Source organism: Paenilisteria portnoyi, from assembly GCF_014322795.1.
In the GTDB taxonomy this organism is placed as follows: Bacteria; Bacillota; Bacilli; order Lactobacillales; family Listeriaceae; genus Listeria_A; species Listeria_A portnoyi.
Genome location: NZ_JAASTT010000005.1, coordinates 97975 through 111166, shown reverse-complemented (window position 1 = coordinate 111166; position 13192 = coordinate 97975). Strand labels below are relative to the sequence as shown.

Sequence of the window (13192 nt, the reverse complement as noted above, 5' to 3'; positions counted from 1 at the left end):
AAGGTGTGACAGGATTTTTACTTATTTTCTTCGTTTGCGACCTAGACCAATCGCGTTTTCCATTTTCTTCAGCGTTTTATTAGCCACGCGAGCCGCTTTTTCAGCACCTTGATCTAAAATATCATCCAGTTCAGGAGACTTCAAGAAATGCTCGTAACGCTCTTGAATCGGCGAAAGTTCATTCACAACCACCTCAGCAAGGTCCGATTTGAAATCACCGTAACCTTTGCCCTCATATTTTGCCTCAAGGGCCTTCACTGGCTCACCCGTCATCGCAGAATAAATCGCCAACAAGTTCGAAATTCCAGGCTTGTTCTCCTTGTCAAACTGCACAATACCGGAAGAATCTGTCACGGCACTCTTAATTTTTTTCGTGATCACATTTGGTGGGTCCAACAAGAAAATCGCATTCTTCTTATTATCATCCGATTTACTCATTTTACGCGTCGGATCTTGAAGCGCCATCACGCGCGCGCCTTGCTCAGGGACATAAATATCCGGAACAACGAATACGTCCGCATCCTCATTTTTCTTATTAAAACGCTCTGCCAAGTCACGCGTCAGCTCAATATGCTGCTTCTGATCATCGCCAACAGGCACCAAATCCGTTTGATACAGCAAAATATCCGCAGCCATCAAAGGCGGGTACGTCAATAGCCCAGCGCTCACACCAGCCTTGCCAGTCGATTTATCCTTAAACTGTGTCATCCGCTCCAATTCACCGATATACACGTTACACTGCAGAATCCAAGCCGCCTGCGCGTGTGCAGGAACCTCCGATTGAATAAATAGCGTCGACTTCTCCGGATCAAGCCCAACCGCCAAATAAAGCGCAGCGAGATTACGAATGCTCTGGCGCAACTTCAAACGATCTTGCGGAACCGTAATCGCATGCTCATCCACGATACAATAAAAACAATTATAATCCTCCTGAAACTGTCCAAACTGCTTCAAAGCCCCGATATAGTTCCCTAAAGTTAAATCCCCACTTGGCTGAATTCCTGAAAAAATTGTTTGCTTCATCCTAATTTCCTCCTCCAATTAACTACAAAAAAACGCCCATCCCCACATAAAAATAGGGACGAACGTTATATCCGCGGTACCACCCTAAGTACTCCAAAACAGAGTCACTTAGCGAAATGAAAAATCATCTCTAGAGTTAACGGTCTAACCCGTCATTTGCTACTTCCATATTCACAAATGATGCCAAAGAACCCATTCAAGCAAGGTCGCTATCTGTTCACACCAACCACAGACTCTCTAAAAAGCGTCACCCAGCCATACTCTTCTCTTTGCTAACACATTTCAATTATATAACTCAATAATACCAAGGAATAAACACTGCGTCAATGCTTTAACTATAGTAAATCGCGAGCGCAATAAAGCTTGTTGCCAGCACTGTAAGCGAACTAAGCAAAAGACTCACATAACCGACATTCATCAGCTCAGATAACGGCACATCCGCGAATTCACTTTCCTCTTCCCGACGCATTTTTCTCGTAATTTTGCGCATGCCAGTATGTATTAAATCAAAGAAACCAGACTGCATCACATAAAGTATTAGACCTACTACAAATACAATTGCTGCTACGATAAAGGAAACATTTATATAATAAAGTAACGAGATATTCCAGTAAAAAGAGAGCATCAGAAAAAATATTAAAATCTCCTGAATAACCGTAAAAATGATTACACGCTTGAGCAAATATGCCACCTTCCCATCAAAAAATTCTATCCTAACTCTATCATAAAACCACTCAAAATACCATCTAGCATCGCGATATGTAATAAATATTTCTAACGCTTTAATACGTCAAAAGGTCAACGTGCGCAAGGTATTTGCATTTATGTAAAAAAATAAAAGTAATCAAATTTATAAAAAATACTTTATTTTTCTGAAAAAATAGTATATAGTGATTCTACACTTTAAAGAGGGAGAGGATTAAGTTATGAAGTTGAAGAAAAGTTGGGTATTACTATTGATGCTAACCATTATGTCCGCGGTACTTGTGGCGTGTGGAGGCAGCGATAGCACGAAAGACAGTGTCAGCACGTCAGGCAAGAAGACGGTCAATCTAATGGAATCGGCTGAAATTCCGTCGATGGATTCTAAAAAAGGGACAGACGGTGTTAGTTTTACGGCTCAAAACACTGTTTTCGAAGGCCTATACTACTTGGATAAAGACGATCAAGTACAACCCGGCGTTGCAAAAGAAGATCCACAAATCAATGACGATCAAACCGTTTACACAATCAAACTGCGCGATGATGCCAAATGGTCAGACGGCACACCTGTGACAGCCAATGATTTCGTATATTCATGGAGAAAAATAGTAGATCCAAAAACGGCTGCAGAGTACGCTGTCATTTTTAGCGGTGTAGTAAAAAATGCAGCTCAAATCACAGCTGGCGAAATGAAACCGGAAGAACTAGGCGTGAAGGCAATTGACGATACAACGCTTGAAGTAACGCTAGAACAGCCCGTGCCATATTTCCATTCGCTCCTAACATTCCCAACATTCTATCCACAAAACGAGGAATATGTTGAGAAGCAAGGTGCCGACTACGCAAAAGATAGCGATCACATGATTTACAACGGCCCATTCACGATGAAAGGCTGGACAAATACGAGCAAATCATGGTCTTACGAGAAGAATAGCAAGTATTGGAACAAAGGCGACATCAACCTCGATAAAATTAACTTACAAGTCATTAAAGATCCAGGAAGCGCCGTTAACCTATATACAACAGGAAAATTAGACCGCGCAACACTTTCTGGTGACTATGCGAAACAAAAACAATCTGATAAAGACTTCACATCAAGTCTAGATGCATTCGTGTACTTCTTGAAATTCAACCAGAAATTAGATGGTAAATCAACTATTTTTGCGAATGAAAATGCTCGTAAAGCCATCGCAACGGTGATTAACAAAGAAACGATGGTAGACACTGTTCTTGCCAATGGTTCCGAACCAATCGACGGACTAGTACCATCGAAATTCACATTTAATCCAGTAACAAAAGAAGATTTCCGAAAAGAAAATGGCGATTTGCTAACATACGACAAAGCCAAAGCGCAAGAATATTGGAAGAAAGCGAAACAAGAATTAGGTCAAGACAATATCACGCTTGAATTCCTAGGCGATGACCAAGAGTTCAGCAAGAAAATGTCGGAATATATCCAAAATGAACTAGAAAGCAACTTAGACGGACTGAAAATCAATATCAAAACAGTTCCATACAAATCACGTTTGAAATTGGATGAAACACAACAATACGAATTACAACTAGCGCGTTGGGGCCCAGATTATCAAGATCCATCCACATTCCTAGGTGTATTCGAAACCACAAGTAGTTACAACCGCTCAAGCTACTCCAATCCAGAATACGACAAACTACTAAAAGAAGCAGCAACAACACTAGCAACAAAACCAGAAGAACGTTGGAATACACTTCTTCAAGCAGAGAAGATTCTAATTGAGCAAGATACAGCTGTAGCACCACTTTATCAAAACGGTGTAGCCGCTCTACAAAATCCAAAAATGACAGGATTCGTAACCCATCTATTCGGTGCACCATACTCGTATCAATGGATTGATATTAAATAGTTAAACTAGATAGAAAGCGCGCTCCAATTTCAATTTTGGAGTGCCTTTCTTCTATATTAGAACTGGAAATGAAATCCTAAATATCCCGAATATCTAACAAAACTAGTGAAATTTTCTGTCATTGAATAAATTGTTAGAAATGGCATATATTAAGGCTTTGTAAAGTTTTTTTAAAAGTTTATTTATTTTTTAGTGTATTTATGTAGACAGATGACGAAAAAAAGTATATAAATAAATATAATCCTACTAAAAATTAGTGGATTGCTTTTCGAGTCGTTATACTTTCAAAAATTGAAATTGTTTTCAAGTACATATCGTATCTGAAACAGTGAAGCTCTGGGGGATATTATTTCAATCGATTTATTTATTCAGAAAACTTAATAAAAGGGAAAAGTAAATTGTAAGATAGTTTAGCTAAATAATCTTATGTGTCCATTTTTACACGAAAAAGTGTTGCGATAGGCTAATTGGGTTATCTTGCGGAAATTTTGCAATAACTTATAACTTTCATCCTTGTTTTCGTATATTTCGAAAAAATAATTTACAAAGCTGAAATTTTTAGAGTATAATAGTAATCGAAATGATTTTTCTGAAAAATAAAAAAGGGAGGTTTACTAATGAAAAAATCTAAATTGTTTTTAGTTTTAGGATTAACATTAGTACTAAGCTTAGTACTGGCAGCATGTGGAGGCGGAAGCGATTCCAAATCTAGTGGAGGCTCAAGTGATTCCAAGCAAGAATTAAACTTGATGGAGTCGGCTCTTATCCCATCAGCGGATAGTACAAAAGCAGATGATGCAGTTGGATTAAACGTAATTAACCAAACGAATGAAGGTCTGTACGCACTTGATAAAGATGGTGTAGCACAACCTGCAGGCGCTACTGAGAAAGCAAAAGTAAGCGACGACAAAAAAGTGTATACATTCAAACTACGTGATGACGCAAAATGGTCTAACGGAGATCCAGTAACAGCAAAAGATTATGTATACTCATGGCAACGTGCCGTTAATCCAAGCACAGCAGCAACTTATTCCTACTTATTTGATGGATTAGTTCAAAATGCTTCTGAAATCATCAAAGGTGAGAAAAAACCTTCTGAATTAGGCATTAAAGCAGTCGACGATAATACATTAGAAGTAACACTGGTTCAACCAGCTGCTTACTTTGATTCATTACTAGCTTTCCCAACATTCTTCCCACTTAACCAGAAGTATGTTGAAAGTAAAGGCGACAAATATGCTTTAGATAGCGATAGCATCCTTTACAACGGACCATTCAAATTAACAGATTGGAATGGAACAGGAAAAAGTTGGGCGTTTGTGCCAAACGATAAATATTGGGATAAAGACAAAGTAAAACTTGATAAAATCAATGTACAAGTAGTTCAAGATCCTGGAACTAGTGTTAACCTATACAACACAAGTAAATTAGATAAAGCATTATTGACAGCTGAATACGCTGCTCAAAACAAAAATAAAGACGACTATAAAGTAGAAGAAGAGTCTTCTGTATTCTACATTAAATTTAACCAAGAACGTAATGGTAAGAAAACACCATTAGCAAATAAAAACATCCGTAAAGCATTGGCATTGTCTGTTGATAAACAAAGCTATGTGGACACAGTACTACAAAATGGTTCTATCCCAGCTAACGGTTTAGTTCCTAAGAAATTCACTTTCGATCCTAAAGATAACAAAGACTACCGCGATGAAGTTGGCGATGTTGGCGTTTATAACTTAGACGAAGCGAAAAAAGCATGGACACAAGGCTTGAAAGAGCTTGGCGTTACTTCTCTAAACCTTGAGTTTACAAGTGATGATACTGAAAATGCTAAGAAATCAAGTGAGTTCTTACAAAACCAATGGGAGAAAAACCTATCTGGCTTTAAAGTAACACTTAAAAACGTACCATTTAAAATCCGTTTAGCAAATGATCAAAGTCAAGATTATGACTTCTCACTAAGCGCTTGGGGTCCTGATTATCAAGATCCATCAACATTCTTGAACTTGTTCAGAACTGGTAACTCACAAAACAGAATGAGCTATTCAAATGCCGCTTACGATAAAATTATCGACCAAGCTGCAGGCCCACTTGCCGGTGATACACAAGGTCGTTGGGATGAAATGCTTAAAGCTGAACCAATTCTAATTGATGAAGATTATGCCATTCAACCACTTTACCAACGTGCGAAAGCATTCTTGCAACAACCATACGTGAAAAATCTACAAAAAAATGCGTTTGGTCCAGACTATACATTCAAAACAACGTATATTGATGGAAAATAAGTAAACGCATATCATTTTAAGAAATGCTTGACTGTAACCTGAGAGAGTATATTCTATATACTCTCTCTTTTAATGATGAAATAGGGTGTGCTACATATCCGAATAATAAACACGTTAAAATGTCAGTTTATTATGGTTACGTTTAGAATAATCACAATGAATTTTTAGATAACTTGGTATGTTTTGGGGACAAGAAGGAAGTATAAGCGTATTCTTTTATGACTAAAATGGATTCGTGAATTTAAAAAAACAATGAATTGAGAAAACAAAGCTCGCTATGGTTGCAGGCTTATGATAAAATAAGAAAATATTCTACAAAATAAATTTTTCGGGGGGTGTAGAGATGATTAAATATGGATTGAAACGGCTCTTATATATGGTTATTACAATGTTTATTATTGCAACGGTGACATTCATTTTAATGCAATATCTACCAGGTTCACCGTATAGAAACGAAGCTAAAATGACGCCAGAACAAATTCAGATTATGAACGACCAGTACGGACTAAATGATCCAGTGCCAGTACAATATCTTCACTACATGGGAGACTTATTACAAGGGAATCTAGGGGTATCTTTCCAATTGGATAATCGACCTGTATCTGAAATATTAGGAAACTTGATTGGACCATCGATTACAATTGCCGTTGAAGCCATTGTATTCGGACTGCTATTTGGTATTATACTAGGAGTTGTAGCAGCCATGTTTCAGAATAAGTGGCCCGATTACACCAGTACGTTTATCGCGATACTTGGGAAATCGATACCATCCTTCGTGTTCGCCGCCATGCTACAGTATTGGATCGGCGCAAAATTACAGTGGTTGCCGGTTGCCGGTTGGGGTACCTTTGAATACACCATACTGCCAGCACTTGCGCTTGCCATGTTCCCACTCGCCACAGCCGCTCGTTTTATGAGGACAGAGCTTATCGATGTGTTCGGTTCGGATTATGTGTTGCTTGCAAAAGCGAAAGGGAATAACCGTGTGGAAGTTGCTTGGAAACATGCGATTCGTAATGCACTGATTCCACTGATTACTGTTATCGGACCTCTAACTGTGGCCTTGATGACGGGTTCACTTGTTATCGAAAATATCTTTGGTATTCCGGGTATCGGAAGCCAGTTTGTGTCATCTATACAAACCAATGACTATCCTGTAATCATGGGAACTACGCTACTCTTTGCAGGTATGCTTGTTTTCGTTATTCTAGTGGTAGATATTCTTTACGGATTGATTGACCCTCGTATCCGTGTGTCGGGAGGTAAATAATTATGACAGAGCCAAAAATTTCAAAAGAATTATTCCAACCCGCGCATATACAAGAAGCAGAACATGAGAAAATTCTACGTCCAAGTCTTACTTTTATGCAAGATTCTTGGATTCGTATCAGAAAAAATAAAGCCGCATTAGTGAGTATTATCGTGTTGGCGCTTGTTATTATCATGGCTTTTGTTGGCCCGCTGATTTCTGGATACACGTATTCAGAACAAACAACATCTAATGCTTCACTACCACCTAAAGTACAAGGTTTTGATAACATGCCATTTTGGAACGGTAAGCAAAACATTGGTGGCGAAGAAGTAGACGTTTATAAGCAAAAAAATGTACCTGAAGGAACGTATTATTGGTTCGGAACGGATACACTCGGCCGTGACCAATTTACGCGTGTTTGGAAAGGTACTCAAATTTCACTATTCATCGGTTTAGTAGCCGCATTCTTTGACTTACTTGTTGGGGTAACATACGGTATGATTTCTGGTTATTCTGGTGGTCGTGTCGATAACTTTATGCAACGTATTTTGGAGGTTGCTTCGGCGATTCCAAACTTAGTTGTTGTTATCCTCATGTTGCTCGTCCTCGATCCTGGTATCATGTCCATTATCATTGCGATTGCGATGACGAGTTGGATAACGATGGCGCGGGTTGTACGTGGACAAGTTTTGAAATTGAAAGATCAAGAGTTTGTATTAGCGTCTAAAACACTTGGTGGTTCGACGCCGAGCATTTTATTCAAGCATTTGTTGCCCAACGTATCGGGTGTTATTATCATTAACGTTATGTTTAGTATTCCAAGTGCGATTTTCTTCGAGGCCTTCCTAGGATTTATCGGGTTAGGTATTCCTGCACCACAGGCATCGCTTGGAACACTCATTAGCGAAGGGTACAAGACATTGCAAGTACTGCCGTATATGGTTCTTTATCCAACGCTCGTACTATGTATTATCATGATTGCATTTAACTTAATTGCTGACGGCTTACGTGATGCGTTTGATCCGAAAATGCGTGATTAAAGGTGAGGTGAGGAAAAATGGAAAAACTATTAGAAGTAAAGGACCTGCATATCTCGTTTCATACGTATGCTGGTGAAGTAAAAGCAATTCGTGGCGTGAGCTTTGACCTAATTAAAGGGGAGACGCTAGCGATCGTTGGTGAGTCTGGTTCGGGGAAATCCGTAACGACTAAGTCCATCATGCGCCTATTGCCAGAAAGTAATTCCAAAATTAAATCAGGAGAAATCCTATTTAACGGCATAGATATCGCGAAAGCATCTGAAAAACAAATGCAAAAAATTCGTGGTAAAGAAATTTCGATGATTTTCCAAGATCCGATGACCTCATTAAATCCAACAATGACCATCGGCAAACAAATTGCAGAACCGATTATCAAACACCAAAAAATTGGTAAGAAGGAAGCCTTGAAAACAGCGCTTCGTTTGCTTCAATTGGTTGGTATTCCGAATGCAGAGGAACGTTTAAAACAATATCCGCATCAGTTTTCCGGTGGTATGCGTCAACGTGTTGTTATCGCGATCTCACTTGCTTGTAATCCGCAAATCCTGATTGCTGATGAGCCAACAACGGCACTCGATGTTACGATTCAAGCGCAGATTTTGGACTTGATGAAAGATTTGCAGAAGAAAATTGATACGTCGATTATCTTCATTACGCATGATCTAGGTGTTGTAGCGAATGTAGCCGATCGTGTAGCGGTTATGTACGGTGGTAAAATTGTTGAAATCGGAACGGTAGATGAGATTTTCTACAATCCGCAACATCCATACACATGGGGACTTATTAGTTCGATGCCGACGCTGGATACGGAAGAGGAAGAACTGTTTGTTATTCCTGGTACGCCTCCTGATTTGCTTGATCCTCCAAAAGGGGATGCGTTTGCGGCTCGTAATAGATACGCGATGCAAATCGATTTAGAACAAGAACCACCAATGTACAAAGTCTCTGACACGCATTATGCAGCTACTTGGTTATTGCATCCAGATGCACCAGAGGTAATGCCTCCTGATGCCGTATTACGTCGTCAAGAGCAATTTGCAACGGATCATCCCGGTATGCAAGCTGTTCACGCGAAGGGGGTTGAAGTAGATGGCTGAAAAGTTACTCGAAATTAAGAATCTAAAGCAATACTTTAATAAAGGCAAAGCAAGTGAAGTCCGCGCTGTGGATGGTATCTCTTTTGATATTTATAAAGGAGAAACGCTTGGTCTTGTAGGCGAATCTGGTTGTGGGAAATCGACAACTGGGCGTACGATTATTCGTTTATATGATGCAACAGATGGCGAAGTACTCTACGACGGCGTGGATGTACATGGTCGTAAATCACGTACAGAAATGCATGAGTTCCGTCGCAAAATGCAAATGATTTTCCAAGATCCGTATGCATCGTTAAATCCGCGTATGAAAGTTAAGGATATTATTGCAGAGGGTATTCGTATTCATGGTCTGGCAAAAACTCCGTCTGAGCTAACGAATCAAGTCTATGAGTTACTAGAAACGGTTGGTTTGAGCAAGGAACACGCTGGTCGTTATCCACATGAATTCTCTGGTGGGCAACGTCAACGTATCGGGATTGCTCGTGCGCTTGCTGTTCAACCGGAATTCATCATTGCCGATGAACCGATTTCGGCCTTGGATGTTTCGATTCAAGCGCAAGTCGTCAACCTGCTAAAACAATTACAAAAAGAAAAAGGCCTGACTTATCTGTTTATCGCGCATGATTTGTCGATGGTCAAATATATTAGTGATCGTATCGGCGTTATGTATTTCGGTAAATTGGTGGAATTAGCACCAGCTGATGACTTATATCGTGCACCGTTACATGCGTACACGGAATCATTACTTTCCGCGATTCCATTACCTGATCCTAACTATGAGCGTACTCGTATCCGTAAAACGTACGATCCAGCAGTTCATAATTATACAGGAGAAGAAGATTTACAGATGCGTGAAATCGCACCAGGACATTTTGTGTATTGTTCTCCTGAAGAAGTAGCTACTTATCAAGAGAAGCACGCCAAATTAACTGCCGCAGCAACTGCAACTGCTGAATAATAATGAGAGGCCATCCTGATTTTCGGGGTGGCCTTTCCAATGGCATTCTAACAAATTTCTCATTAAATTCTAATCTAAAGGCTTATTTTTTCATCGGATTCTAGTTTTAAAGCGGTATAGTAGGGGTAACATACATATAACGAGCAACTTTCAATCTGTGTGAGTTGGATAACTTTTTTTGAAATAGTGTGTTGCTTTTTGCTATTTTGGTGTATAATGAAAGTAGGTCTTAAAAGAGATCGTTTCCAATAGATATATTGTTAGGAAATTCGTTACATTGAATGAAACAATAAACCAATAAGGAGTGTGAATGTCTAATGGTAACGTTATACACTTCACCAAGTTGCACGTCTTGTCGTAAAGCTCGTGCATGGCTAGAGGAACATGATATCCCATACAAAGAGAGAAATATTTTCTCGGAGCCATTAAGTTTAGGCGAAATTAAAGAAATTTTACGAATGACAGAGGATGGTACGGATGAGATTATTTCCACACGTTCTAAGACATTCCAAAAATTAAATGTGGATTTAGATAGTTTACCGCTTCAAGAATTATTTGAACTAATCCAAAAAAATCCAGGTTTGTTACGTCGCCCAATTATTATTGATGAGAAGCGTTTGCAAGTAGGCTATAACGAAGATGAAATTCGTCGTTTCCTACCACGTCGCGTTCGGACGTACCAATTGCGTGAAGCTCAAAAACTGGTTAATTAATCTTATTTGGACTACCAATGCTTTTTTAGGTATTGGTAGTTTTTTTGGAGTAGATTAGGGTTTTCATGGATTATTATCATAATTTTTTTATAAATATAGGCTTTTTTGAGGGAATTGGGAGTTTCTACTCTTGAATTCTGGGTAAATATAGGCTAAGATAGTATTCTTCAATTAAATAGTGGCTTTTACCGAAATCAATTATTAGCCCTTTTTTTTGAATTAGGCTACAATGATACTAACAACAAATGAATTACCCTTCATTGTCAATGTTGAAGATGGAAGGGAGAGTGTGTGACGATGGAAATTGAACGTATTAATGAGAATACCATAAAGTTTTATATCTCTTATATGGATTTGGAAGAACGCGGTTTTAATCATGAAGAAATTTGGTATGACCGTGAGAAGAGCGAGGAGCTTTTCTGGGATATGATGGACGAACTTAAGTATGAGGACGAGTTCTCTCCTGATGGACCACTCTGGATTCAGGTACAGGCTTTGAAGCACGGTTTAGAAGTGCTAGTTACGAAGGCTAACCTAGGCAAGGGTGAATCTGGCTTTGAGATTAACATGGATCAAGCCGATGAGCTAGCCGAGGAACGTATTGAGAAGCTGCTAGAAGAACATTTTACTCCTGCCAAGATTACCGAGGGCGGGGATGAAGATACGTTAGAATTTATTTTGCAGTTCCGCGAATTTGAGGACTTGATTACCTTGTCTAAAGCGACTGGGCTTGATCAGTTATCAACGAAACTGTACCACTACAAAGATAGTTATTATCTGTATGTGGAGTTTCCTGAAGCGAAATTTGATGAAAAAAACATTGACAATGTAGTCAGTATTTTATTAGAGTATGGCGATGAAACGAATTTGACGGGGTATGTCCTTGATGAATATGCCAAAGTTATTTTTGAAGACCCTGCCTTACCACAAGTAAAGAAATATTTTAATTAAAAAAGCTTTTAGACTCGATTTACGCTGTGAAAAACACGTGAATCGAGTCTTTTTGCGTTTTTGGAAGAAGAGGGAGGAGTTACGGAAGATTGGGCGAATATAGTTAGTATACAGACCTAGAGAGGCAGTGAAAATTATGTTTACCGCAAAAGATCAGAATGGACGAGATGTTGTTGTGACACGGGGAAATGTGGCTTTTTTGAAAGCGAAAAGAGATCAATATACGTGTGGGTGTTGCGCAGAACGGTTAATTTTGAAGGCTGGTGAGATTAATATGCCTCATTTTGCACATTTGGCTTCAAGCAAGTGCGTATTTGCCTCGGAAGGTGAGTCGGAGCGACATTTGAGTGGAAAAAAGTATTTTTTGGAGTGGCTGATTTTGCAGGATCGTCAGGCGGATGTAGAGGTCTATCTACGCGATATAAAGCGCCAGGCGGATATTCTTGTGGATGGGCGTACTGTGATCGAATATCAGTGTTCTACGGTCCCTGTGCAGGAGTTGCGGCAGCGAACCGAGGATTATCATATGGCGGGGCTTTGCGTGCACTGGATTCTAGGTCAGGATATTAGGATGGTGAAGGGGAGATATTATTTAACGGCTTTTCAGCAGGCTTTTATTAAGAAGGCGCCGAATTTGGGTTATTATTTAATGCAGTATTTGCCAGAAGTGAACCGCTGGACGGTGTTATATCATATTACGATGGATACGACGAATCGCTTTTATGCGCGAGCAATGACGTTTGATGGGCGTGTGGGAGTGGCGGTAATTAAGAAGGCGTTGCAGCGGATTAAGTATGCGACTTTTTATGTGAAGCGGGATTTGGCTTTTGAGAGGCAGAAACAGTGCTATTTTTATACGCGGTTTAAGAAGCAGAGCGGCTTTTTGAAGGATGTGTATGAGCAGGGTTATTATTTGCAACATTTGCCGATGGAGGTTGGTGTTTCATTGCCGATGCAATTTAGAGTGAAAACACCGGCGATGGAATGGCAGTTTTATTTATGGAGTCTGTTTTTCCGTCTGTTGGGGACGGGGGATTCGTTTATGATTGCCGGTGTATTGGCGATTTTTGAGAAATACATTGTTCCGATGCCGCTGATTTGGGATGAGGACCGGGAGGAGCTTTGTTTGGCTTATGTGCAGTTTCTTTGTAAGCAGGGAATTTTGCATGCGAACGAGGCAGGTGGCTTTACGGTGATAAGGCAGATGAAGGAATTGATGAATGAAGAGGCGAGATTTTTGGATGTTTGATTTTTGCAATTTTAATTGGATTAGCTCATAATGAATGAA

The 13192-nt window shown here is 39.5% G+C and carries 11 protein-coding genes and 1 other annotated feature; of the genes, 9 read left to right on the top strand and 2 right to left on the bottom strand.

Annotation, left to right across the window (positions count from 1 at the left end; all coding sequences use genetic code 11):
- Positions 1 to 21: 21 nt before the first annotated feature.
- Together trpS and HCJ66_RS05340 are read right to left on the bottom strand one after the other, a co-directional pair.
- Positions 22 to 1023 (bottom strand): tryptophan--tRNA ligase, encoded by a 1002-nt coding sequence (gene trpS, locus HCJ66_RS05345; protein ID WP_187132201.1) that lies wholly within the window; start codon positions 1021 to 1023, stop codon positions 22 to 24.
- Between the two features lie 51 nt (positions 1024 to 1074).
- Positions 1075 to 1306 (bottom strand) — a binding site (T-box leader).
- Positions 1307 to 1354: 48 nt separating this feature from the next.
- Positions 1355 to 1705, bottom strand: a complete 351-nt coding sequence (locus tag HCJ66_RS05340) for a DUF3899 domain-containing protein (RefSeq protein WP_181676062.1) — start codon at positions 1703 to 1705, stop codon at positions 1355 to 1357.
- 244 nt (positions 1706 to 1949) lie between these two features.
- On the opposite strand from HCJ66_RS05340, the gene HCJ66_RS05335 reads away from it, so the two are divergent.
- The 9 genes from HCJ66_RS05335 (at position 1950) to HCJ66_RS05295 (ending at position 13153) form a co-directional block, all read left to right on the top strand.
- Positions 1950 to 3608, top strand: a complete 1659-nt coding sequence (locus HCJ66_RS05335; RefSeq protein ID WP_187132200.1) for a peptide ABC transporter substrate-binding protein — start codon at positions 1950 to 1952, stop codon at positions 3606 to 3608.
- A 617-nt stretch (positions 3609 to 4225) separates the two neighbouring features.
- Positions 4226 to 5893, top strand: a complete 1668-nt coding sequence (locus HCJ66_RS05330; protein ID WP_187132199.1) for a peptide ABC transporter substrate-binding protein — start codon at positions 4226 to 4228, stop codon at positions 5891 to 5893.
- 343 nt (positions 5894 to 6236) lie between these two features.
- Complete coding sequence (gene opp3b / locus HCJ66_RS05325) at positions 6237 to 7163, top strand: oligopeptide ABC transporter permease (RefSeq protein ID WP_181676059.1); 927 nt, start codon at positions 6237 to 6239, stop codon at positions 7161 to 7163.
- A gap of 2 nt (positions 7164 to 7165) precedes the next feature.
- The gene (gene opp3C / locus HCJ66_RS05320; RefSeq protein WP_187132198.1) at positions 7166 to 8185 is read left to right on the top strand and encodes an oligopeptide ABC transporter permease; all 1020 of its coding nucleotides are present in this window, start codon (positions 7166 to 7168) and stop codon (positions 8183 to 8185) included.
- A 17-nt stretch (positions 8186 to 8202) separates the two neighbouring features.
- Positions 8203 to 9282 carry an ABC transporter ATP-binding protein gene (locus tag HCJ66_RS05315; RefSeq protein WP_187132197.1) on the top strand — a complete coding sequence of 360 codons (1080 nt, stop codon included), beginning with the start codon at positions 8203 to 8205 and terminating at the stop codon, positions 9280 to 9282.
- Positions 9275 to 10240, top strand: a complete 966-nt coding sequence (locus tag HCJ66_RS05310) for an ABC transporter ATP-binding protein (RefSeq protein ID WP_187132196.1) — start codon at positions 9275 to 9277, stop codon at positions 10238 to 10240. The genes HCJ66_RS05315 and HCJ66_RS05310 overlap by 8 nt, the downstream gene beginning before the upstream one ends.
- 317 nt (positions 10241 to 10557) lie before the next feature.
- Entirely contained in the window at positions 10558 to 10953 is a 396-nt protein-coding gene (gene spxA / locus HCJ66_RS05305) for a transcriptional regulator SpxA (protein ID WP_036059428.1), read from the top strand.
- 297 nt (positions 10954 to 11250) lie between these two features.
- On the top strand, positions 11251 to 11904 hold the full coding sequence (mecA, locus tag HCJ66_RS05300; protein WP_187132195.1) for an adaptor protein MecA: 654 nt from the start codon (positions 11251 to 11253) through the stop codon (positions 11902 to 11904).
- A gap of 136 nt (positions 11905 to 12040) precedes the next feature.
- Positions 12041 to 13153, top strand: coding sequence for a competence protein CoiA family protein (locus tag HCJ66_RS05295; RefSeq protein WP_187132194.1), 1113 nt, complete (start codon positions 12041 to 12043; stop codon positions 13151 to 13153).
- The last annotated feature ends 39 nt before the right edge of the window (positions 13154 to 13192 follow it).